The following is a 22,363-nucleotide window of genomic DNA, read 5'->3' as shown; positions in this document are numbered from 1 at the left end:
GAGGAGGCACCCGACCATGGCCCGTCCGCCCCGCCGCCCCTCCGCTCCCGGGAGCGGAGGGGCGGCGGGGCGGACGGGCCATGGTCGGGTGCCTCCTCGATCGCGGCGGGGGAAGTGGAGCGGCCCCGGCGCCCGCACCGAGGTGCTGGGCTCCGGGGCCGCTCCGGCGTGCCGAGACTACGCGGAGAAGCGCGGGAAGGCGGAGCGACCCGCGTAGGTCGCCGCACCTCCCAGGATCTCCTCGATGCGCAGCAGCTGGTTGTACTTCGCGACGCGATCCGAGCGGGCCGGGGCGCCGGTCTTGATCTGGCCGCCGTCCACCGCGACCGCGAGGTCGGCGATGGTGGTGTCCTCGGTCTCGCCGGAGCGGTGCGAGAGGATCGCGGTCATGCCGTTGCGCTGGGCCAGGGCCACGGCGTCGAGCGTCTCGGTGAGCGTGCCGATCTGGTTCACCTTGACCAGGATCGAGTTGCCGGCCTTCTCGGCGATGCCGCGGGCGAGGCGCACCGGGTTGGTGACGTACAGGTCGTCTCCGACGAGCTGCACCTTGTCGCCGATGGCCGCGGTGAGGTGGGTCCAGCCGGCCCAGTCGTCCTCGTCCAGCGGGTCCTCGATCGAGACCAGCGGGTAGTTGGCGACGAGGTCGGCGTAGTAGGAGGAGAGCTCCTCGGCCGAGAGCTTCTTGCCCTCGAACGTGTAGGCGCCGTCCTCGTAGAACTCCGAGGAGGCGACGTCGAGCGCGAGCCCGATGTCCTTGCCGGGGGTGAATCCGGCGGCCTCGACGGCCTTGAGGATGAAGTCGAGCGCCTCGCGGTTGGTGGGCAGGTCGGGGGCGAAGCCGCCCTCGTCGCCGAGGCCGGTGGCGAAGCCGGCCTTCTTCAGCTGCGCCTTGAGCGCGTGGTAGATCTCGACGCCCCAGCGCAGGCCCTCGGAGAAGGACTCGGCGCCCAGCGGGACGGCCATGAACTCCTGGATGTCGACGCCGGTGTCGGCGTGCGCGCCTCCGTTGATGATGTTCATCAGCGGCACGGGCAGGGTGTGCGCGTTCGGGCCGCCGACGTAGCGGAACAGGTCGAGGTCCGACGACTGCGCGGCGGCCTTGGCCACGGCGAGGCTGACGCCGAGGATCGCGTTCGCGCCCAGGCGGGACTTGTTCTCGGTGCCGTCGAGCTCGATCAGCTCGGCGTCGACGAGGCGCTGGTCGGTGGCGTCGAAGCCCTCGATGGCCGGGCCGATCTCGTCGATGACGGCGTCGACGGCCTTCTGCACGCCCTTGCCGAGGTAGCGGTCGGAGTCGCCGTCGCGGAGCTCGTACGCCTCGAACGCGCCCGTGGAGGCGCCGGACGGGACGGCCGCTCGCGAGGACGCGCCGTCCTCGAGCAGGACCTCGACCTCGACCGTGGGGTTGCCACGGGAGTCCAGAATTTCTCGGGCGACGACTGCCTCGATAAGGGCCACAACTATCTCCTCTTGACGGGTGGGCTCCCGGAGACGGGAGCGGTCGGGAAGGAGTCTACTGACCGCCTCCGAAGCGCAGGAGACCGCGGCCGGTCGTAGACTCCCAGGGCCCGATCGCCGGACGGCCCGGGCGCACCCGCCGACCCGGAGGTTCCCCGTGACCACGACCGCCGCCGACCACGTCGACCGTCTCACCGCCGTCGTCCCGGACTTCCCGAGCCCGGGCATCCTGTTCCGCGACCTCACGCCGGTCTTCGGCGACGGCGAGGCCCTGCGGGCGGTGGCCGACGCGCTGATCGAGCCCTACCGCGGACGGATCGACGCGATCGCGGGCGTGGAGGCGCGCGGCTTCCTGCTCGCCGCGGCGGCCGCCTACTCGGCCGGTCTCGGCGTCGTGACCATCCGCAAGCCCGGCAAGCTGCCGCGGGCCGTGCTGCGCGAGCAGGCGACCCTCGAGTACGGAGAGACGATGCTGGAGGTGCACGAGGACGCGGCGCCCCGCGGCGCGCGCCTGCTGCTGGTCGACGACGTGCTGGCGACCGGGGGCACGCTCGACGCGAGCCGCCGCCTGATCGAGCGCGCCGGGTGGAGCCTCGAGGGGATCGCGGTGGTCATGGAGCTCGACGGGCTCGGCGGCCGCGAGGTGCTGGCCGGCCACCGCGTCGACGCGATCGTCACCGTCTGACCGGGCCCCGTCGCTCCGCTCCCCCTGCCCTCCCCCTTCCCGCGAGACGCCACCCGGGTATGCGACCCACCGGGCGAGCCGCACTCGAGTGGCGTCCCGCGGAAGGGGGAAAGCGACGGGGTCAGGTGAGGGAGAGGGACATCCGGGAGAGGACGAAGGTCTCGAGCACCTGCACGAGCATGTAGAGCACGAGCGAGACGCCGGTCACGAGCACGACCGCCGACCAGACGTCCGCGAACCGGGCCTGGGCGGACCAGGCGTTGATCGCCCCGCCGATGCCCGCACCGGTGGAGAGCCACTCGGCGAGCAGCGCGCCCGTGATCGCTCCGGGCACCGAGATGCGGATCGCGGCGAAGAGCGAGGGCAGCGAGCCGGGGATGGCCACCTTGCGGATCGCGGTGAGAGTGCTGCCGCCGTAGACCGCGACCACGTCGAGCATCTGCGGGGAGGCGTTGTTGAGGCCGAAGGCGATCGTCACCAGCGCGGGGAACAGGACGACGATCCCGCCGATGACCGCGACCGAGGCGATCGAGCCGGTCCCGAAGACCAGGATGATCAGCGGCGCCATCGCGATCAGCGGCACCGAGCGCAGCAGCATCGCGAACGGCATCAGCGCGTGCTCGATGCCCTTCGACAGGCGGAACAGGATCGCGCCGAGGATCGCCACGACCAGGCCGGCCGCGAAGCCGATCAGTGCGTCGCCCATGGTCACGGCGAAGAGGCCGCCCAGCTCGGCGCGGTGCTCCGCGGCCTTCGCATCGGTCACCAGGTGCTGCCAGACGTCCCACGGGCCCTTGACCACGTAGGGCGAGACCCCGCTGAAGAGGACCACGCCGATCCAGATCGCCAGCACGATCACGATCGTCGACAGGGCGACGAGCAGGCTCTTGCGCAGGCTCTTGAGAGTCGCGCCGAGGGCGGCCGTGCGCAGCTGACGCCGCAGCTCGTCGACCGCGAGGATCGACGTGGCCGTGGACTGCTCCGTGCGGTCGGGGACGGTGGTCGTCATGGTCATGCCCGCTTTCCGGAGGACCAGGGCGCGATGAGGCGCCCGATCAGTCCGACGATGCCGTAGCCGAGGAGCGCGACGCCCGCGCAGAGGAGGAAGAGCGCCCAGACGCGGGGCGAGTTCAGCGAGACCTGCGCCGCGACCAGGATCGGGCCCACGCCCGTCTCGATCTTGCCGAAGTACTCGCCGAGGATCGCGCCGAGGAAGGCCGCGGGCACCGCGATCTGCAGCGCCGACAGGATGTTGGGCAGCGCCGCGATCAGACGGACCTTGCGCAGCTGGGTGAACCGCGAGCCCCCGTAGACCGTGACGACGTCGAGCGCCGCCTTGTCGGCCGCCTTCAGCCCGAGCAGGCTGCCGACGACCGTGGTGAAGAACACCGAGAGGCCGGCCAGGAAGATCGCCGTCGCGCTCGCCTTCCCGGGAGCGTCCGCACCGCCGAGGATCAGCAGCACGATCGCTCCGATGGCGACGATCGGCACGCAGTAGGTGATGACCGCGAGCTGCGAGACGACCCCCTCCAGCCAGGGCAGGACCAGCACGAGCGCCGAGAGCACGAGCGCAAGGAGGTTGCCCCAGAAGTAGCCGACGGCCGCCTCGCCGATCGTGACGGAGAAGTTGCGCCAGTAGAAGCCGGCGCCGTCCTCCATCGCGGTCTGCACGACCTGCACGGGAGTGGGGACGGGCGCGTAGGTCGCGGCGCCGGTGGGCGCGGTGACGAGCGCCACGATCCACCAGACGGCGATGATCGCGGCGACGCCGATCAGCCCGGTGAGCCACGGAGGCAGGGACAGGGCGCGGCGCGGGGCCGCGGGGAGCGTGGTGGCCACGATGCCTCCTAGACGCGGTCGTCCGCGGCCGCGCCGCCGTCGCCGAACAGCAGCTCGGAGGCCTGGTCGACGTAGGCGTGGAACTCGGGGGTGCGCTGCATCTCGGGTGTGCGCGGGCGGGGCAGGTCGATGTCGATGATCTCCTTCACCCGTCCCGGGCGCGGGCTCATCACCGCGACGCGGTCCGAGAGGAAGATCGCCTCCGAGATGCCGTGCGTGACGAGGAGCGTCGTGGCGGGCTTCTCCGTCCAGATCCGCAGCAGCTCGAGGTTGAGCTTCTGCCGCGTCATGTCGTCGAGGGCGCCGAACGGCTCGTCGAGCAGCAGGACCTCGGGCTTGAGGATCAGGCACCGCGCGATCGACACGCGCTGGCGCATGCCGCCCGAGAGCTGGGCCGGCTTGGCCTTCTCGAAGCCGCGGAGGCCGACGAGGTCGATCAGCTCGTCGATGTAGGACTGGTCGACGCTCTTGCCCGCGATCTCGAACGGCAAACGGATGTTCGCCATGACGCTGCGCCACGGCAGGAGCGCGTGGTCCTGGAAGGCGATGCCGAGCTTGTTGTCGCGGCGCAGCTCCTGGGGAGTGCGGCCGTCGACCCGGATGGAGCCGGACGTCGGCTCCTCCAGTCCCGCGAGGATGCGCAGGATGGTCGACTTGCCGCACCCCGACGGGCCGAGCAGGGCGAGGAAGCTGCCCTGGTCGGTGTGGAGATCGGTGTCCTGCAGCGCCGCGACGCTGCGCGAGCCCATCCGGAACGTCTTCGACAGGCCGTGGATCTGGATGCCGGTGCCGCCGGCACCCTGGTCGCGCAGGGTGCCGGCGTCGGTCGTGTCGGTCACGAGTGGTGCCCTTCGTGGATCAGGATCAGGCCGCGTACTTCATCAGCTCGGGGTTCTCCTCGTAGACCTCGTCGAGGAGGGTCAGATCGAAGAGGTCCTCGGCCGTGACGTCGATCCCGGCGCCCGCGAGGGACGCGATGGTCTCGGACTGCAGCGTCTCGGAGATGGTGAAGAGGCCGTTCGAGACCGTCTCGTCCGAGACGACCAGTTCCTCGGCCTGGATGGTGGCGCCCTTCTTGGAGGACTCCTCGTTGAGGCCGAGGTCCTTGCCGTAGTTCTCGACGGCGAGCATCGCGCCCGCCTCCGGGTCGTTGACCGCGTCGGTCCAGCCCTTGATCTCGGCGACGAGGAACGCCTTCAGAGCGTCGCGCTTCTCGGCGATCGCCTGCTCCGACACCGAGAAGGTCTCGGCGACGAAGGGGAGGCCGTTGTCGGCGAAGGGCAGGTTGACGACCTCGTAGCCCTCGGCCGCGACCGTGATGGCCTCGTTCGTCAGGTAGGCGATGAAGCCGTCGACGGTGCCGTTGACGAGGACGGAGGGGTCGTACTCGACGGGGACGACCGTGAGGTCGGACTCGGAGAGGCCGTTCGCGGCGAGCAGCGCCTGGAACAGGGAGGTGTTCGAGGCCTGGACGCCGATCTTCTTCCCGGCGAGGTCGGCCGGAGTGGCGATGTTCCCGGCGGTCTTGATCGAGAGGACCGTGAAGGGGTTCTTCTGGTAGGTCGCGCCGATGATCTTGAGCGGGGCCTCCTGCTGGGCGATCGCGGTGCCGATCGAGACGGCGTCGCTGAGCGCGACGTCCGCGCTGCCCGAGAGGAGCTCGGCCACGCCCGTCGAGGGGCCGGGGGTGAGCGTCACTCCTGCCAGGCCGGCCTCGGTGAAGTAGCCCTTCGAGTCGGCGAAGAACTCGCCCGCGAACTCCTCGTTCTTGATCCAGGAGAGCTGGACCTTGAGGGTGCCGAGGTCGCCGCCGTCCGCGGCGGACGCGCCGGAGGAGTCGGAGGCGCAGGATGCGAGGACGGAGGCGCCGCCGATCGCGAGGCCGGCGACACCCGCCAGGCGGAGGAGGCTGCGGCGGTCGAAGGCCGGGAGGGAGCGGAGGGGCGACAGGGTCAAGGGGACTCCTCGGGTGGGGATCGTCAGGGCTGCTGCGGTGCGGTGCGCGGGGTCGCGACGGGGTGCCCGTGCAGGCGCGCCAAGCCGCGCCGATCGGGTGCCTCGACGCTATCCGGGGGAGATTTCTCGGGTGTGTCCGCAGATTTCGCGGGTATTAAGGCTCTCACGGATCCGACAAGGATCCGACCAGATCGGCATGATCCCCTGACGGATCGGCTGAGACCCTGTTCAGGCCCGACAGGACGGCCCCGGCCCCTCCCGCGGACATGGCCCAGCGCCGGCAGCCGGCGACGCTCATCCCGAACAGCCGGTGCAGCTCAGCCGAGGTCCTTGAAGGAGAGGTCGGCGGCGGAGGCGGCGTCGCGCGGGACGAGCGCGAAGCGGGTGAATCCCGCGGCGGCCGCGCGGTCCAGCAGCGGGGTGAGGTTCTTCGCCCGGCGCTCGAGGCGCACGCGCGAGCCCCGGGCGATCAGCTCCTGCTTGAGCGCGAGCAGCAGCTCGGGCGCCGCGTCCCGCTCGTGGACGAGGACGACGGCGTCGGGACGCTCGACGACGGCACCGCCGATCAGCTCGACGATCCGCTCGAAGCCGATCGAGAAGCCGCAGGCCGGCACGTCCTGACCGAGGAAGCGGCCGATCATCCCGTCGTACCGCCCGCCTCCGCCGACCGAGGAGCCCGAGGACGGGTGCGCGATCTCGAAGATCGTGCCGGTGTAGTAGCCCATGCCCCGCACGAGCGTCGGGTCGAAGCGGAGCGAGACGCCGGCGGGCAGCGAGCGCAGCGACCGGGCCAGGGTCTCGAGCGCGAGCACCGCCTCCGGGTCGATGCCCTCGGGCAGCACGTCGAGGATCGCGGACTGCTCGAGCGCCACTCCCCCGGCGGCGACCGCCTGCTCGATCCGCGCGAGGTAGCCCCCGAGGACCGCGGCCGCGTCCGGCCCGTCGGCCTCGAGCTCGGCGACGACACCGGTGGCGCCGATCTTGTCGAGCTTGTCGATCGAGATCAGCGCCGGGCCGAAGCGCTCGGGGGCGAAGCCGCAGTGCTCGAGGATTCCGGTGAGGATGCGGCGGTCGTTGATCCGGATGGTGCAGTCCTCGAGGCCCAGTGCGTCGAGCGCCGCCGCGGTCGCCGTGATGAGCTCGACCTCGGCCAGCTGCCCGGGCTCGCCGATGATGTCGATGTCGCACTGCACGAACTGGCGGTACCGCCCCTTCTGCGGGCGCTCGGCGCGCCACACCGGCGCGATCTGCACCGAGCGGAAGACAGCCGGCAGCTCGGCGCGGTGGGAGGCGTAGAAGCGGGCGAGCGGCACCGTGAGGTCGAAGCGCAGGCCGAGGTCGGCGAGGGCGGACGCGTCGTCGACCGCCGCCAGGTCGTCGCGGGTGAGCCCGCGGCGCAGGACGCTGAAGGCGAGCTTCTCGTTGTCGCCGCCGAGCCCGGAGTGGAGGCGGTCGAAGTCCTCGACCACGGGCGTCTCGATCTCGTCGAACCCGTGGGAGGCGTACACGCGGCGGATGACGCCGAGCGCGTGCTCGCGCTTCGCCTTGTCGGCGGGGAGGAAGTCGCGCATGCCGCGGGGCGGGGTGATCGGGGAGGCCATGACGGCGATTCTCCCAGATCGGCCGGGGCGGGCCCGCGGGCGCCTCAGTCCGCGCGCCGCTCCTGCTCCACCGCGCGGATCTCGTCCTGCAGGTCGCGCGTCGCGGTGCGGAGCGCACGCTCGGCGTCGAGCCCCTGGGCGCGGGCGGAGGCGACGATGGCCAGCAGCAGCGGGCCGAGGTCCTCCTCCGACTCGATGGGAAGCGGGCCCTGGCCGGCGTCCACGACGCCCAGCGAGGTCGCCTTGCCGATCACCTTGTCGGCGAGCGCGAGGGCCGGCATGCCCTGCGGGATCCCGTCGAGCACGCTCGTGCGGTGCGGCTTCTCGGTGCGCTTGAGCTCGTCCCACACCGCGATGACGTCGTCGGCCGTCTCGGCCGTGGCGTCGCCGAACACGTGCGGGTGGCGGCCGATCATCTTGGCGTTCATGTGCGCCGCGACGTCCTCGATGGTGAAGGGCTCGGCGCTCTCGGCGGCCAGGTCGGCGTGGAAGAGCACCTGGTAGAGGACGTCGCCGAGCTCCTCGATCAGGTCGGCCCGGTCCCCCGCCTCGATGGCGTCGACGAGCTCGTGCGACTCCTCGATCAGGTAGCGCACGAGCGACTCGTGGGTCTGCTCGGCGTCCCACGGGCAGCCGCCCGGGGCGCGGAGGACGTGGACGGTGCGGATGAGCTCGTCGAGCCGGGGATGCGCGGTCACACCGCCATCCTCGCATCCGGTCCGGCCGCCTCCGCGGACATCCGGGCGGCGCGGGCGCCCGGGAGCCTCAGGCCCGCGCGAGACGCCGCCGCGCGACGAGGAGGCAGCCGCCGGCGACGAGCGGCACCGCGGCGAGGAGCCCGGGTGACGCCGCGACGGACACCGCGGTCGAGGCGCTGACCAGTGCAGCCGCCAGGTTCCAGAGGACCACCGCGACTCCCGCGCCGTCCCCGATCGGGAGCGGCACCGGGCTGAGCAGCTGCGGCGGCAGCGGACCCCGGGTCGCGTCCATCGCCCGCGCGGCGACGGCGGCGACGGCGGTCGCGGCGGCCACCGGCACCGCCGCGCCCGGGAGCAGCAGCGAGGCGGCGAGGGCGCCGAGCATCGCGACTCCGACCGCGAGCACCAGCGGGAGGACGGCGTGCAGGAGGAGCAGCTCGAACGGGCCGGGCGCGAGGAGCGCCGGCTGTCCCGCGGTCGCGGCGGCGTGGCGGAAGCCGTCGCTCCAGACGCCGGCGCCGAGGTAGGCGAGCACGCCCGCCGCGGCGGCCGGGAGCGCGAGGAGGGAGGACGGCACGACCGCGGCGAGCACGGCGGCGGCGCCGGCGGCGGCCAGCGCGACGACCGCGACCGCCGAGCGTCCGGGAGTGCGCAGCGCGCCGATCGCGTCGCGCACCGGCACCGCGAGAGCGAACGGGGAGAGGCGGACCGCTCGGAGCCCCCGCCCGACCGCCGGGAGGGCGCGGTACCCGTCGAGCGACTCGGCGAGGTCGCCCGTCGCTCCGAGCCGGGCGGTCGCCGACCACTGCCGGGCCTGGGCGAGGAGCCGAGATCCGCGCGCGGCGTCGAGCAGCCGGGGCGCCGCGGCCAGGACGACCGCGGCCGACGCGAGCAGCACGGTCGCGGCGCGCACCTCCTCCGCTCCGCTCACGGCCGAGGCGAGGAGGCCGCCCGGCGTGGGCGCACCGGGCAGGAGGGCCCCGAGGACCGCGAGGGAGACGAGGAGGCCCGCCGCGAGCGCGGGGAGGCGCGAGGGCAGGCACTGACCGGCGAGCCAGGCGACGGCGAGGAGGCCGGCGAACGCGGCGCCGCCGACGACGGCCGCGAGGAGCGGCGCGGAGGCGGCGAGGGCGAGGAGCGACGCGACGGCGGAGCAGCACGCCACGAGACCGGCCGACGCCCGGACCACGGGCAGGCGGAGCACCGCCCAGCGGCGCAGATCGGTCGCGAGCAGCACGGCCGTGGTGTGCGGCTCGCCCACCGCGGGTCCGCGCACCCGACCCAGGAGCACGGCGGCGGGCAGGGCGAGACCCGCGGCGAGGGCGATCAGCGGCTCCGGCGCGGCTCCCGCCTCGGCGGCGAGGAGCGCGAGGGCCCGGGCGACGGGGAGGACGACGACGAGGACGGTCATCGCGGCGAGGTAGCCCGCGTAGGCGCGCGGACTCGGCGGAGCCGCGGCGCGGTGCCGGTGCAGAGCCCGCACCTCGGCGACGCGAGCCCTCTCCGCGCGCGTCACGCCCGCTCCAGCTCGACGACCCGCGCGCCCAGACCCTGGATCAGCACAGGGCTGTGGGTCGCGACGACGAGTGCCCGGGACGCGGCTGCGCGCCGCAGGACTTCCGCCACCAGCGGCACCCGCTCGACGTCGAGCCGCTGCTCCGGCTCGTCGAGCAGCAGCACCGCCGAGGGCCGGGCCAGCACGAGCGCGAGGGAGAACAGCTGCGTCTGCCCGGAGGAGAGCTCGTGCGGGAAGCGGCGGGCGAGCGGAGCGAGCGCGAGCGCGTCGAGACCTGCCGCGGCCTCGCGGCGGGCGTCGGCGACCGGCGCGCCCCACGAGACGGCCACCATCGCGAGGTGCTCCTCGAGGGTCAGGTCCCGCTCGAAGGGCGGGGTGCCGATCAGGGCGGCGACGGCGCGGCGGTGGGCGGCGGAGCGCTCCTCCGGGGCGCGCCCGGCCACCGCCACGACTCCCTCGCTCGGAGCGGTGAGGCCGGCGATCACCCGCAGGAGCGTGGTTTTGCCGGTGCCGTTGCGGCCCGTCACCGCGACGCGCTCCCCCGCCTCCGCCTCGAGCGAGCACGGGGCGAGCAGCTCGACCCCCGAGGCGCGGACCGCGACCCCGCGGACGGCGACCAGCGGGCCGGCGAGCGGCTCCGGCTCTCGAGGACGTCGGGCGGCGAGGAGCGGCATGCCCTCCATCCTGCCAGCGGGCCCTCCCGCAGCGGCGACGGCCGCCGGAGCGGGGCGGCGCGCCTCCGGGGAGCGCCGCCCCGAGGACCTCAGACGGTGACCGGCTCCGGGAACAGCGAGTCCAGGAGCGACGCCACCCACCGGATGAGCGCCCGGTCGCCGAGCGGGACGCCGTCGAGCACGGGCATCGGCACGACGACCGCGTCGGCCTGCTGCAGGTACTTCGCGGTCGGGTACATCCGGCGCAGGCGCACCTGGATCGAGTCGGGCAGATGAGCGGGAGCCACGCGGACGTTCGAGCCCATCGCGACCACGTCGCTCAGGCCCGCCTTCTGTGCGCGCATCCGCAGCCTCGACACCAGGATGAGGTTCTCGACCGCCTCGGGCAGCTCGCCGTAGCGGTCGGTCAGCTCCTCGACCACGAGGTCGATGCTCCCCTCCTTCGCCGTCGGCGACGACGCGGCCGACAGCTTCTGGTACGCCTCCAGGCGCAGCCGCTCGCTGTCGACGTACTCCTCCGGGATGCGCGCGTCGACGGGCAGCTCGAGCCGCAGCTCCGTCTGCCCCTCGGCGACCTCGCCGCGGAAGGTGTCGACGGCCTCGCCGATCATCCGCAGGTAGAGGTCGAATCCCACGCCCTGGATGTGCCCGGACTGCTCGCCGCCGAGGAGGTTGCCCGCACCGCGGATCTCGAGGTCCTTCAGCGCGATCTGCATGCCGCCGCCGAGGTCCGAGTTGGCGGCCAGGGTCTGCAGCCGGTCGTGCGCGGTCTCGCTCAGCGGCTTCGTCTCGTCGTAGAGGAGGTAGGCGTAGGCGCGCTCGCGGCCGCGGCCGACCCGCCCGCGCAGCTGGTGCAGCTGCGAGAGACCGTACTTGTCGGCGCGGTCGACGATCAGCGTGTTGGCGTTCGGGATGTCGAGGCCGGTCTCGACGATCGTCGTCGACACCAGGACGTCGAACTTGCGCTCCCAGAAGTCGACGATGATCCGCTCGAGCTGCGACTCGCTGAGCTTGCCGTGCGCGACCGCGATCCGCGCCTCGGGAACCAGCTCGGCGAGCTGCGAGGCGACGCGGTTGATCGTCGAGACGCGGTTGTGCACGAAGAACACCTGGCCCTCGCGCAGGAGCTCCCGGCGGATCGCGGCCGACACCTGCTTCTCGGAGTAGGGGCCGACGAAGGTGAGGATCGGGTGGCGCTCCTCCGGCGGGGTCGCGAGGGTCGACATCTCGCGGATGCCGGTCACCGCCATCTCGAGCGTCCGCGGGATGGGCGTGGCGCTCATCGAGAGGATGTCGACGTTCTTCTTCAGCGCCTTGAGCTTGTCCTTGTGCTCGACGCCGAAGCGCTGCTCCTCGTCGATCACGAGCAGGCCGAGGTCCTTGAAGACGATGTTGTCGCTGAGGAGCCGGTGGGTCGCGATGACCATGTCGACGGTGCCGTCGGCCAGGCCCTCGATCGTCTCCTTCGACTCCTTCGCGCTCTGGAACCGGCTGAGCGCCCGCAGGTGGACGGGGAAGCCGGCGAAGCGCTCCTGGAACGTCTCGAGGTGCTGGCGGACGAGCAGCGTGGTCGGCACGAGCATCGCGACCTGCTTCCCGTCCTGGATCGCCTTGAACGCGGCGCGCACGGCGACCTCGGTCTTGCCGAAGCCGACGTCGCCCGAGAGCAGGCGGTCCATCGGGATCGGCCGCTCCATGTCGGCCTTGACCTCGTCGATGACGGTGAGCTGGTCGGGGGTCTCGGCGAACGGGAACGCCTCCTCCAGCTCGCGCTGCCAGGGGGTGTCCGGCGGGAACGCGTGCCCGCGGGAGGCCATCCGGGCGGAGTAGAGCTTCACGAGCTCGACCGCGATGTCGCGGACCGCGCGGCGGGCCTTGCTCTTGGCCTGCGCCCAGTCGCTCCCGCCCATCTTGCTCAGCGCCGGAGCCTCGCCGCCGACGTAGCGGGAGAGCAGGTCGAGCTGGTCCGTGGGGACGAGCAGCTTGTCGCCGGGGAAGCCGCGCTTGCTGGGGGCGTACTCGAGCACCAGGTACTCGCGGCGCGTCTTGATCGCGTTGCGGCCCCCGCTGGAGACCTCGCGCTGAGAGAGCTCCACGAACCGGCCGATGCCGTGGGTGGCGTGCACCACGAAGTCGCCGGGCGTGAGCTGCAGCGGGTCGACGACGTTCTTGCGGCGCGAGGCGAGCTTCTTCACCGCTCGGGAGTCGTAGCCGACGGTGCGGCCGTAGAACTCCGTGTCGGTGAGCAGGGCGAGCTTCGCCTCCTCCACCTCGAAGCCGTGATCGACGGAGGCCTGGACCACGTAGGCCAGACCCGTCTCGAGCCCGGCGGGGAGGTCGGCGACGATGCGGGCGGCGACCTCGTGCTCGGCGAGGACCTGGTCGGTGCGCTCGACCGTGCCGGTGCCGGGCGCGGTCAGGACCACGGTCCAGCCGTCGGCCAGGCGCGCGCGGACGTGGGCGAGGGCGCCCTCGACGCTCGCTCCGAATCCGGGGACCGGCTCGCCCTCGACGCGGACGGCGAGGATCTCGTCGATCCCGAGCTCCTCCGGCAGCACCTCGGCCTCGCCCGCGGCGGGGCCCTGGCGGAACGTGCTCATCGTCCACCAGGGGTGGTCGGGAGCGTCGGCGCCCGGGGCGCTGAGCTTCACGGAGTCGCGGAGCGCGCCGAGCGAGATGAACTCGCCCGAGGCGAGGTCGATGGGGGCCTCGGCGCCGGCGGTCGCCGCGCTCCAGGCCGCCTGCAGGAACTCGCGGTTCGTCTCGGCGAGGCTGATCGCCCGCGTCGCCACGCGCTCGGGGGCGAGGACCGCGACGGCCGCCCCCTCGGGCAGGTAGTGCGAGATCGGGACCAGCCGCTCCAGCAACGCGGGGGCGAGCGACTCCATGCCCTCGACCGGGATGCCCTCGGCGATCTTCGCGAGCATCGCCGACAGGCTCGGGAACTCGTGCAGCATCTCGCGGGCCCGCTGCCTCACCGCGGGCACCAGCAGCAGCTCGCGGCTCGGCGGGAGGACCACCGAGTCGGCCTCGCCCGGGAGCGAGCGCTGATCGGCCACGGAGAAGCCGCGGATGGAGTCGACCTCGTCGCCGAAGAAGTCCACTCGGCTCGGATGCTCGGCCACCGCGGGGAAGACGTCGAGGATGCCGCCGCGCACGGCGAACTCGCCGCGGCGCGTGACCATGTCGACCCGGGCGTAGGCCAGGTCGACCAGCTCGGCCGAGATGCGGCCGAGGTCGTAGCCGCGGGCGCCCTTCACGAGTCGGATCGGCTCGATGTCGGCGAGGTTGTCGGCGACCGGCTGCAGCGCCGCGCGCACGGAGGCGACCACCACGAGGGGCCGCTCGCCGGACCACTGCTTCATCCGCCGCAGCGCGTCCAGGCGCCGCCCCACGATCTCGGCGCTCGGGCTGAGGCGCTCGTGCGGCAGCGTCTCCCACGCGGGGAACTCGACGACGTCCGCATCCGGCAGCATGCAGCCGAGAGAGGCGCGCACGTTCTCGGAGTCGCGGCCCGTGGCCGTGACCACCAGCGCCGCCTGCGGGCGTCCCGCCTCCGCGCGCCTCTCGATCAGGCCCGCGAGCAGGGGGACCCGGAGGCCGTCAGCCACCGAGAAGTCGGCGTCCCGCACCGCGTACGCGAGCGCATCGTCGAACGTGGAGGCGCGCGACAGCGCCGAGATGATCTCGTTGAGGGGCACGGGTCCAGTTTACGGCCGCCCCGCGGGCCGACCGCCGAGGGAGCCCCGAACCGTCGAGGGAGCCCGGGGCTGCGGTCTCCCTCGCCGGTTCGGGGCTCCCTCGGTGGAGGGCGGGTCAGGCGCTGGTGTGGAACTTCAGCTGGGCGGCGGAGAGGCCGGAGTCGGCGATGAGCTCGACGGCGTCGGCGGCGTCCGAGACCAGGATCGGGAGCGCCTCGCGCTCCGGGCCGGCGAAGTCCTTCAGCACGAAGTCGGCGGCCTGCTGGCGGCCCGGCGGGCGGCCGATGCCGACCCGCACGCGCAGGAACTCGGCTCCTCCGGTCGCCGCGAGGATGTCGCGGATGCCGTTGTGCCCTCCGTGACCGCCGCCCTGCTTGAGGCGCAGGGTGTCGAAGGGGATGTCGAGCTCGTCGTGCACGACGATCAGGTGCGCCGGGTCGACCGAGTAGAAGTCGAGCAGCTGCGCCGTCGGCCCGCCGGAGAGGTTCATGAAGCTGTTGGGCTTGCCCAGCACGAGCTTCGGCCCGCCCGGGCGGAGGAAGCCCTCGGCGACCACGGCGTTGGCGCGGTTGTGCCGGCGGAACGAGCCGCCGATCCGCGTCGCGAGCTCGTCGAGCACCATCTGGCCGACGTTGTGCCGGTTGCGCGCGTACTGCGCGCCCGGGTTGCCCAGTCCGACGACCAGCCAGGTGTCACCCATGTCGTTCCTCTTCCTCGGGGACGGCGGAGGGACTCCCCCGCCGGACGCGGAACGGGCCCGCCGCGGCTGCGAGCGGGCCCGTTCCCGGGGTGGTGCGGACTACTCCGCGGTCTCGGCGACGATGTCGCCCGAGGCCGGGGTCTCGTCGTCCTCGCCCAGGTCCTGCTCGACCTCGGCGGTGACGTTGACGATGAGGATCTCGGCGTCGGTGACCAGCGTGGCGCCCTCGGGGAGCGTGACGTCGGCAGCGGTGATCTGCGTGCCGGCCTCGAGGCCCTCGACGGAGACGACGATGTTCTGCGGGATGCGCGTGGCGTCGACCTCGAGCGAGAGGGTGTTCGACTCGATCGAGACGAGGGTGCCGGGAGCGGCGTCGCCCTCGACGTGCACGGGGATGTCCACCTCGACCTTCTCGCCCTTGTTGATGACGACGAGGTCGATGTGCTCGATGATCTGGCGCACCGGGTCGCGCTGGATGTCCTTCACCAGGGTGGTCTGCGCAGCGCCCTCGATGTCGAGCTCGAGGATCGCGTTCGCCTTGCGGGTGAGCAGGAGCACCTGGTGGCCCGGGAGGGTGAGGTGCTGGGGCTCGGTGCCGTGGCCGTAGAGGACCGCGGGGATCTTGTCCTGCGCGCGGATCTTGCGGGCGGCGCCCTTGCCGAACGAGGTGCGGACCTCGACGACGACCTTGTTGGTCAGTTCAGCCATGATGTTCTCCTTGGGCGGCGCGCACGCCACCGGATCGGGTCGTGGCCTGCGGCCACGGACGGTTTGTCGACTCGAACGCATGTCAGCGTGAGGAGAAGTCCGTGGCGCCCCGTGGGGGCCTCGCCTGCTTCCACCGCGTCGATCACGGATGCACGTGCATCCCTCGCCGAAGTTCAGCTGCCGATCTTACCCGGCATCGCGGCCGCCCGCCAGCAGGCGGTCGCGCCGCCGGACTCGGAGCCGGACGTCCAGGCGGACCGCCTACCGTGCGGGTATGACGAGCGACGACTTCGGCTCCTACGTCGAGAAGAACGGCTTCCACCGCGACACGAACTACATCCCGACGCGGATCACCGCCGACGGCCGCGACGGGTACCCGGTGGAGGCCGGGCGCTACCGCCTCGTCGTCTCCCGCGCCTGCCCGTGGGCGAACCGCGCCGTGATCGTGCGGCGCCTGCTCGGGCTCGAGGACGCCCTCTCGATGGGCATCTGCGGGCCCACCCACGACAAGCGCAGCTGGACCTTCGACCTCGATCCGGGCGGGGTCGACCCGGTGCTGGGCATCCCCCGCCTCCAGGACGCGTTCTTCGCCCGCTTCCCCGACTACCCGCGCGGGATCACCGTCCCGGCCCTCGTGGACATCCCGAGCGGCCAGGTCGTCACCAACGACTACCTGGTGATGACGCTCGACTTCTCCACCGAGTGGACCGCGTTCCACCGCGACGGCGCCCCCGACCTCTACCCCGAGGAGCACCGCGAGGAGATCGACGAGATCGCCGAGCTGGTCTTCCACGACGTGAACAACGGCGTCTACAAGTGCGGCTTCGCCGGCTCGCAGCGCTCCTACGACCGGGCCTACGACCGCCTCTGGGCGCGGCTGGACTGGCTGGAGGAGCGGCTGAGCACCCGCCGCTACCTGGTCGGCGACACCATCACCGAGGCGGACGTGCGGCTCTTCACGACGCTCGCCCGCTTCGACGCCGTCTACTACAGCCACTTCAAGGCCAACCGGAACCTGCTGTCGGCGATGCCCGCGCTCTGGGGCTACGCCCGCGACCTCTTCGCCACTCCGGGGTTCGGCGACACGATCGACTTCACCCACATCAAGTCGCACTACTACGAGGTGCAGCGGGACATCAATCCGACCGGCGTCGTCCCCAAGGGCCCGGACCTCTCCGGCTGGCTCGTCCCCTCGCGCCGCGAGGAGCTCGGCGGCCGCCCGTTCGGCGACGGCACTCCCCCGCCGCCGCCGATCCCGTCGGAGCGCGTCCCCCTCGGCCACGGCGCCTGACCGGCTCCGGTCGCGGTCGTCGCGGCGCGCGCAAGACCGTGCGCGCGCCGCACGACCGATGTGCAGCCGGGAGACGGCTCGGACCCGGGCTCCCCGGAGCGACCCGGGGCTAGCCTGGGCTCGCCCCTGAACGCGAACGTCGAGGAGAACCGTGTCTGACAAGCCCACCGCCACAGCCAACATCGGAGTCGTCGGTCTGGCGGTGATGGGCTCGAACCTCGCCCGCAACCTCGCCAGCCGCGAGGGCAACACGGTCGCGGTGTTCAACCGCTCCTACGGCCGCACCGAGACCCTCATCACGGAGCACCCGGAGGCGGGCTTCGTCGCGTCCGAGACCATCGAGGACTTCGCCGCCTCGCTCGCCACCCCGCGCACCGCGATCATCATGGTCCAGGCCGGCCGCGGCACCGACGCCGTGATCGAGCAGCTGACGAAGGTCTTCGAGCCCGGCGACATCATCGTCGACGGCGGCAACGCGCTCTTCACCGACACCATCCGCCGCGAGAAGGCCGTCCGCGAGACCGGCATCCACTTCGTCGGCACCGGCATCTCCGGCGGCGAGGAGGGCGCGCTCAAGGGCCCGTCGATCATGCCCGGCGGCTCGGTCGAGTCCTACAGGACCCTCGGCCCGATCCTCTCGTCGATCGCCGCGGTCGCCGAGGGCGAGCCCTGCGTCACCCACATCGGCACCGACGGCGCCGGCCACTTCGTCAAGATGATCCACAACGGCATCGAGTACGCCGACATGCAGCTCATCGCCGAGGCGTACGACCTGCTCCGCACCGTCGGCGGACACGAGCCCGCCGCCATCGCCGAGGTCTTCGACGCCTGGAACAAGGGCGACCTCGAGTCGTACCTCATCGAGATCACCGCCGAAGTGCTCCGCCAGGTCGACGCCGACACCGGCAACCCCTTCATCGACGTCGTCCTCGACCAGGCAGGCTCGAAGGGCACCGGCGTCTGGACCGTGCAGAACGCGCTCGACCTCGGCGTCCCCGTCGGCGGCATCGCCGAGGCCGTCTTCGCCCGTGCCGTGTCCTCCCACCCCGAGCAGCGCGAGGCCGTGCAGGCCCGCGTCACCTCGCGCCCGGCCCCGGTCGAGAAGTACGAGGGCTTCGAGGACGACGTGCGCGCCGCGCTCTACGCCTCCAAGGTCGTCGCCTACTCGCAGGGCTTCGACGCGATCATCGCCGGGGCCGAGAAGTACGGCTGGGAGATCGACAAGGGCGCGGTCGCCAAGATCTGGCGCGCGGGTTGCATCATCCGCGCCCAGTTCCTCAACCGCATCGTCGACGCCTACGACGAGAACGCCGGCATCACGACCCTCCTCGAGGACCCGTACTTCGCCGAGGCCGTCGCCAACGGCGAGGCCGCCTGGCGCCGCATCGTCTCGACCGCCGCGCTCTCGGGCGTGCCGATCCCCGGCTTCGGCGCCGCGCTGTCGTACTACGACTCGCTCGCCTCCAAGCGCCTCCCGGCCGCTCTCGTGCAGGGCCAGCGCGATTTCTTCGGAGCGCACACCTACAAGCGCGTCGACAAGGAGGGCACCTTCCACACGCTGTGGTCGGGCGACCGCACCGAGGTCGAGCAGGACCCCTCCACGCACTGACCCGCGTCGCACGGGAAGGCGCCCCCGCCTGCAGGATCCTCGGATCCTCGGGCGGGGGCGCCTTCCGCGTTGGGGAGGGAGCTCCCCCGTCGTCAGCGGAGCCAGGCGGTGGCGTCCGGCTCCCCGAGCACGCGCTCGACGCCCGGGCCGGCTGACCCCTCAGCTCCGGAACGCCCGCGCGATCAGGAGCGCCGCCAGGAGCACCGCTGCGGCGGCCGCCGTGGCCGCCGGGAGGGCGAGCAGGAGCAGCAGCGAGACCGCGGCCGACGCGAGGGCCGGGCCGCTCGCCCCGGCCGCTCCGTGGTCGAGGCGCCGCACGATGGTCGCCACCAGCAGAGCGGCCACGGCGAAGGCGAGCAGCGCGTCGGCGTCGAGGATCACGACCGCGAGCACGGCGACCAGGCAGAGGACCAGCTGGGCCGCCGCGGGCACGCCGGTCCTGCGGTTCCTGGCGGCGAGCACCGCCGGCATCTCCCCTGCGTCGGCGAGACGCACGAGGGCGCGCGCATCCCTCCTCCCGAGGTCGAGGAGCGCGAGCAGGACCGCGATCACAGCGGCGGCCCCGACGAGCCCGGACGCGGGCGTGCCCCGGGTGACAGCGCTCAGGGGGGTCTCCGAGGACGCGAGGACCTCGGGACCGGCCGCCAGGAGCAGACCGGTGCCGAGCGCGGCGGCGGCCGCCGTGGCGATCCCGATGCGCAGCAGGGCGGGGCGGAGTGCCGTCACCGCGCCGGAGCGGGACGTCGGCAGGAGGATCAGGAGCAGCGCCGCGGCGGTGCCGGCTCCCAGCGGCCCTCCGTCGCGCAGCGGGTCGAGCGGCGCGGGGTCCGGAGGGGATACCAGCACGAGCACGGCGGCGGCGGCCAGCAGGACGACGACCGCACCGACGAGGAGCAGGACCGGGCGAGCGGGGAGGCGCCCGCCGCGCAGGCCGAAGAGCGCGACGGCCACGAGCAGCAGGACGGCCAGGGGCCGGGCCGCTCCCCCGAGGACCGACTGGGCCGCGGTCAGGGCCAGCGCGGCCGAGGCGAAGGCGCGCCCGACGATCCCGAGCCACTCGGAGGAGGGGCCGTCGTGGACGGTGCGCCCGGCGTCGGCGACGGCGCTCAGGGCCGCGGCGGCCGCAGCGACGGCGAGCCCGAGGAGCAGCCACCAGCCCGCTGCGGCGGCGGCCGGCGACCAGACCAGGAAGACCGCCGCCAGGGCGAGGGTCGCATCCGAACGCTGGGGCACGGCCTCACCCTAGGCGGTGGAGCCGGGGCGGGACCCGGGTGCGCTGTGCAGGGCGCACCCGGGGCGCGGGGTCCTACGCGTCGCCGTCGAACATCGACGTCACGGAGCCGTCGTCGAAGACCTCGTGGATGGCGCGGGCCAGCAGCGGAGCGATGGGCAGGATCGTCAGGCGGTCCCACGTCTTCTCCGCCGGCAGCGGCAGGGTGTCGGTGACGACGACCGAGTCGATGAACTCGGAGCTCAGGAGCTCGACCGCCGGATCCGAGAAGACGGCGTGGGTGGCCGCGACGACCACGCCGATCGCGCCCGCCTTCTTCAGCGCCTCGGCCGCCTTCGCGATGGTGCGCCCGGTGTCGATGAGGTCGTCGACGAGGAGGCAGACGCGGCCCTTCACCTCGCCGACGATCTCGTGGACGGAGACCTGGTTGGCGACCTTCGGGTCGCGGCGCTTGTGGATGATCGCCAGCGGGACGCCGAGCTTGTCGCTCCAGATGTCGGCGACGCGGACGCGGCCCATGTCGGGCGAGACGATGGTGAGGGTCGAGGGGTCGAGCTTCTCGCGGAAGTGCTCGAGCAGCACCGGCATCGCGAAGAGGTGGTCGACGGGGCCGTCGAAGAAGCCCTGGATCTGCGCCGCGTGCAGGTCGACCGACATGATCCGGTCGGCTCCCGCCGCCTTGAAGAGGTCCGCGACGAGGCGGGCCGAGATCGGCTCGCGGCCGCGGCCCTTCTTGTCCTGGCGCGCGTAGGGGTAGAAGGGGGCGACCACGGTGATCCGCTTGGCGGAGGCGCGCTTGAGCGCGTCGACCATGATCAGCTGCTCCATCAGCCACTCGTTGATCGGGGACGTGTGGGACTGGAGGACGAACACGTCGCCTCCGCGGACCGACTCGCCGTAGCGGACGTAGAGCTCGCCGTTGGCGAAGGTGCGCCCCTCGGTCGTGACGAGCTCGGTCCCGAGCTCGGCGGCGACCGCCTCCGCCAGTGCCGGATGCGCCCTCCCCGAGACGAGGACCAGGCTCTTCTTGTTGCTGGCGGTGATGCCGGTCACTGTGCTCCGCTTCCTCCGGTGGGCGCCTGGTCGGATCCGGTGGGATCCGACGCCAGGGCCGCCTCGGCGGCGTCGGCCGCTGCGGTGCCCGGACGGTGGGTCTGCACCCACCCGGCCATGTTGCGCTGCGGAGCGACGGTGATCCCGAGGGCTCCGGCGGGGATGTCCTTGCGGATGACCGTGCCGGCGCCCGTGTACGCTCCGTCACCGATTCTAACGGGGGCGACGAAGACGTTGTGCGACCCCGCACGCACGTGCGAGCCCACCACGGAGGACGCCTTGCTCACCCCGTCGTAGTTGGCGAAGATCGAGCCGGCGCCGATGTTCGACTCCTCGCCGATGACCGCGTCGCCGACGTAGGAGAGGTGCGGGACCTTCGATCCCTCGCCGATGACGGCGTTCTTGGTCTCGACGTAGGTGCCGATCTTGCCGCGGGCGCCGAGCACGGTGCCGGGGCGGAGGAACGAGAACGGGCCGACCTGGGCCTTCGCGCCGATGACGGCGAGCGTCGCGTCGGAGCGCTTCACGACCGCGTCCTCGCCGACCTCGCAGGAGTCGAGCGTGGTGTCCGGGCCGATGACCGCACCGGTGGCGATGACCGTCGGCCCCTTGATCTGCGTGCCCGGGAGGATCTCGACGTCCGGGGCGAGGACCGCGTCCACGTCGATCCAGGTCGTCGCCGGGTCCTGGATCGTGACGCCCTCGAGCTGCCAGCGGCGCACGATGCGCGCGTTGAGCTCGAGCGCCGCGTCGGCGAGCTGGGCGCGGTCGTTGATCCCGGCCACGAGCCAGCGGTCCTGCACGGGGACGGCCTCGATCGCGCGGCCGGCGGCCTTGAGCGCGGCGGCGGCGTCGGTGAGGTACTTCTCCCGCTGAGCGTTCTCGGTGCCGATCGCGCCGATGACCGAGCGGAGCGCGGCGGCGTCGAAGGCGTAGACGCCGGCGTTGATCTCGGTGAGGTCGAGCTCGTCGGGGCTCGCGTCCTTCTGCTCCACGATGGAGGCGAAGGCGCCGTCGCCGCCGCGGACGATCCGGCCGAAGCCGGTCGGGTCCTCGAGCACGCAGGAGAGCATGGTGAGCGCGTTCGCCGCGGCGAGGTGCTCGTCGACCAGGCGGCGGAGGGTCGGCGCGTCCAGCAGCGGGACGTCGGCGCTCAGCACGACGACCGTGCCGGCGAAGGACTCCGGGAGCGCCGCGAGGCCCTGCTCGACCGCGCGGCCGGTGCCGGGCGTCTCGTCCTGGTCCACCACCAGCGCGGAGGGCGTGTGCTCGAGGACGGCCTCGGCGACCCGGTCGCGCTCGTGGCGCACCACGGTGACGACGTGCGCCGCGTCGAGCGAGGCGGCCGTGTCGAGCACGTGCCCGAGCAGCGGCCTCCCGGCGAGGCGGTGCAGGACCTTCGGGGTGCGGGACTTCATGCGGGTGCCCTGGCCTGCCGCCAGGATCACGACGGCGAGCGTGCTGTCTGCCATGTTCTTCGCGTTCTCCTCCGTGAGCGCACCGTCCTGGTGCCGCTCCGCCACCAGGATTCGAACCTGGACCGGACAGCTCCAAAGGCTGCCGTGCTGCCGTTACACCATGGCGGACCGCGCGATCGCGCGGTCCGCCATGGTGTAACGGCAGCACGGCAGCCTTTGGAGCTG

Annotated in this window: 18 protein-coding genes and 1 tRNA gene; 3 read left to right on the top strand and 16 right to left on the bottom strand. The window is 72.8% G+C overall.

Annotated features, from left to right (window positions below):
* Positions 1 to 177 precede the first annotated feature (177 nt).
* Positions 178 to 1,458 (bottom strand): phosphopyruvate hydratase, encoded by a 1,281-nt coding sequence (gene eno, locus C5C53_RS16050; protein WP_104222361.1) that lies wholly within the window; start codon positions 1,456 to 1,458, stop codon positions 178 to 180.
* Between the two features lie 157 nt (positions 1,459 to 1,615).
* On the opposite strand from eno, the gene C5C53_RS16045 reads away from it, so the two are divergent.
* A complete protein-coding gene (locus tag C5C53_RS16045; protein WP_104260312.1) occupies positions 1,616 to 2,143 on the top strand; it encodes an adenine phosphoribosyltransferase in 528 nt (175 codons plus the stop codon).
* Positions 2,144 to 2,264: 121 nt separating this feature from the next.
* Here the strand turns inward: C5C53_RS16045 and C5C53_RS16040 are convergent, their stop codons facing one another.
* From C5C53_RS16040 to C5C53_RS15990, 11 genes are all read right to left on the bottom strand, one after another.
* The gene (locus C5C53_RS16040) at positions 2,265 to 3,158 is read right to left on the bottom strand and encodes an ABC transporter permease (protein ID WP_104222359.1); all 894 of its coding nucleotides are present in this window, start codon (positions 3,156 to 3,158) and stop codon (positions 2,265 to 2,267) included.
* Positions 3,155 to 3,982 (bottom strand): ABC transporter permease, encoded by an 828-nt coding sequence (locus C5C53_RS16035; RefSeq protein ID WP_258062147.1) that lies wholly within the window; start codon positions 3,980 to 3,982, stop codon positions 3,155 to 3,157. Before C5C53_RS16035 ends, C5C53_RS16040 begins: the two co-directional genes overlap by 4 nt.
* Positions 3,983 to 3,990: 8 nt before the next feature.
* Positions 3,991 to 4,731, bottom strand: a complete 741-nt coding sequence (locus C5C53_RS16030) for an ABC transporter ATP-binding protein (RefSeq protein ID WP_104222373.1) — start codon at positions 4,729 to 4,731, stop codon at positions 3,991 to 3,993.
* Positions 4,732 to 4,846: 115 nt separating this feature from the next.
* Positions 4,847 to 5,938, bottom strand: a complete 1,092-nt coding sequence (locus C5C53_RS16025; RefSeq protein ID WP_258059873.1) for an ABC transporter substrate-binding protein — start codon at positions 5,936 to 5,938, stop codon at positions 4,847 to 4,849.
* A gap of 317 nt (positions 5,939 to 6,255) precedes the next feature.
* A complete protein-coding gene (gene hisS / locus C5C53_RS16020; RefSeq protein WP_104268004.1) occupies positions 6,256 to 7,539 on the bottom strand; it encodes a histidine--tRNA ligase in 1,284 nt (427 codons plus the stop codon).
* A gap of 44 nt (positions 7,540 to 7,583) precedes the next feature.
* Entirely contained in the window at positions 7,584 to 8,237 is a 654-nt protein-coding gene (locus C5C53_RS16015) for a MazG family protein (RefSeq protein ID WP_104222356.1), read from the bottom strand.
* Between the two features lie 67 nt (positions 8,238 to 8,304).
* Positions 8,305 to 9,753 (bottom strand): hypothetical protein, encoded by a 1,449-nt coding sequence (locus C5C53_RS16010; protein ID WP_104268003.1) that lies wholly within the window; start codon positions 9,751 to 9,753, stop codon positions 8,305 to 8,307.
* Positions 9,750 to 10,427 carry an ATP-binding cassette domain-containing protein gene (locus C5C53_RS16005; RefSeq protein ID WP_104268002.1) on the bottom strand — a complete coding sequence of 226 codons (678 nt, stop codon included), beginning with the start codon at positions 10,425 to 10,427 and terminating at the stop codon, positions 9,750 to 9,752. The genes C5C53_RS16010 and C5C53_RS16005 overlap by 4 nt, the downstream gene beginning before the upstream one ends.
* Positions 10,428 to 10,516: 89 nt before the next feature.
* Positions 10,517 to 14,128: a transcription-repair coupling factor gene (mfd, locus tag C5C53_RS16000; protein ID WP_104268001.1), complete on the bottom strand. Its 3,612-nt coding sequence runs from the start codon at positions 14,126 to 14,128 to the stop codon at positions 10,517 to 10,519.
* 115 nt (positions 14,129 to 14,243) lie between these two features.
* Positions 14,244 to 14,828: an aminoacyl-tRNA hydrolase gene (gene pth, locus C5C53_RS15995; protein WP_104233681.1), complete on the bottom strand. Its 585-nt coding sequence runs from the start codon at positions 14,826 to 14,828 to the stop codon at positions 14,244 to 14,246.
* A gap of 99 nt (positions 14,829 to 14,927) precedes the next feature.
* Positions 14,928 to 15,536 (bottom strand): 50S ribosomal protein L25/general stress protein Ctc, encoded by a 609-nt coding sequence (locus C5C53_RS15990; protein WP_104268000.1) that lies wholly within the window; start codon positions 15,534 to 15,536, stop codon positions 14,928 to 14,930.
* 274 nt (positions 15,537 to 15,810) lie between these two features.
* On the opposite strand from C5C53_RS15990, the gene C5C53_RS15985 reads away from it, so the two are divergent.
* Positions 15,811 to 16,827 (top strand): glutathione S-transferase family protein, encoded by a 1,017-nt coding sequence (locus tag C5C53_RS15985; RefSeq protein WP_104267999.1) that lies wholly within the window; start codon positions 15,811 to 15,813, stop codon positions 16,825 to 16,827.
* A gap of 151 nt (positions 16,828 to 16,978) precedes the next feature.
* Positions 16,979 to 18,436, top strand: coding sequence for an NADP-dependent phosphogluconate dehydrogenase (gene gndA, locus C5C53_RS15980; protein WP_104267998.1), 1,458 nt, complete (start codon positions 16,979 to 16,981; stop codon positions 18,434 to 18,436).
* Positions 18,437 to 18,595: 159 nt separating this feature from the next.
* On the opposite strand, the gene C5C53_RS15975 is transcribed toward gndA, so the two are convergent.
* The 4 genes from C5C53_RS15975 to C5C53_RS15960 form a co-directional block, all read right to left on the bottom strand.
* Positions 18,596 to 19,669 (bottom strand): hypothetical protein, encoded by a 1,074-nt coding sequence (locus C5C53_RS15975; RefSeq protein ID WP_104267997.1) that lies wholly within the window; start codon positions 19,667 to 19,669, stop codon positions 18,596 to 18,598.
* A 73-nt stretch (positions 19,670 to 19,742) separates the two neighbouring features.
* Complete coding sequence (locus tag C5C53_RS15970; protein ID WP_104250639.1) at positions 19,743 to 20,720, bottom strand: ribose-phosphate diphosphokinase; 978 nt, start codon at positions 20,718 to 20,720, stop codon at positions 19,743 to 19,745.
* Positions 20,717 to 22,192: a bifunctional UDP-N-acetylglucosamine diphosphorylase/glucosamine-1-phosphate N-acetyltransferase GlmU gene (gene glmU / locus C5C53_RS15965; RefSeq protein WP_104260365.1), complete on the bottom strand. Its 1,476-nt coding sequence runs from the start codon at positions 22,190 to 22,192 to the stop codon at positions 20,717 to 20,719. The genes C5C53_RS15970 and glmU overlap by 4 nt, the downstream gene beginning before the upstream one ends.
* Before the next feature lie 42 nt (positions 22,193 to 22,234).
* Positions 22,235 to 22,306 (bottom strand) — tRNA-Gln (locus C5C53_RS15960).
* Between the last annotated feature and the right edge of the window lie 57 nt (positions 22,307 to 22,363).

Source organism: Rathayibacter sp. AY1E3 (assembly GCF_002932235.1).
Taxonomy (GTDB): Bacteria; Actinomycetota; Actinomycetes; order Actinomycetales; family Microbacteriaceae; genus Rathayibacter.
The sequence above is the reverse complement of the archived record's forward strand: the minus strand, read 5'-3'. Positions and strand labels throughout refer to the sequence as shown.

Bases quoted from the DNA above. Each gene is read 5' to 3' on its own strand.
- C5C53_RS16040 (WP_104222359.1), bottom strand. From the start codon at position 3,158: ATGACCATGACGACCACCGTCCCCGACCGCACGGAGCAGTCCACGGCC.
- C5C53_RS16030 (WP_104222373.1), bottom strand. From the start codon at position 4,731: ATGGGCTCGCGCAGCGTCGCGGCGCTGCAGGACACCGATCTCCACACC.
- hisS (WP_104268004.1), bottom strand. From the start codon at position 7,539: ATGGCCTCCCCGATCACCCCGCCCCGCGGCATGCGCGACTTCCTCCCC.
- C5C53_RS16005 (WP_104268002.1), bottom strand. From the start codon at position 10,427: ATGCCGCTCCTCGCCGCCCGACGTCCTCGAGAGCCGGAGCCGCTCGCC.
- pth (WP_104233681.1), bottom strand. From the start codon at position 14,828: ATGGGTGACACCTGGCTGGTCGTCGGACTGGGCAACCCGGGCGCGCAG.
- C5C53_RS15990 (WP_104268000.1), bottom strand. From the start codon at position 15,536: ATGGCTGAACTGACCAACAAGGTCGTCGTCGAGGTCCGCACCTCGTTC.
- C5C53_RS15985 (WP_104267999.1), top strand. From the start codon at position 15,811: ATGACGAGCGACGACTTCGGCTCCTACGTCGAGAAGAACGGCTTCCAC.
- glmU (WP_104260365.1), bottom strand. From the start codon at position 22,192: ATGGCAGACAGCACGCTCGCCGTCGTGATCCTGGCGGCAGGCCAGGGC.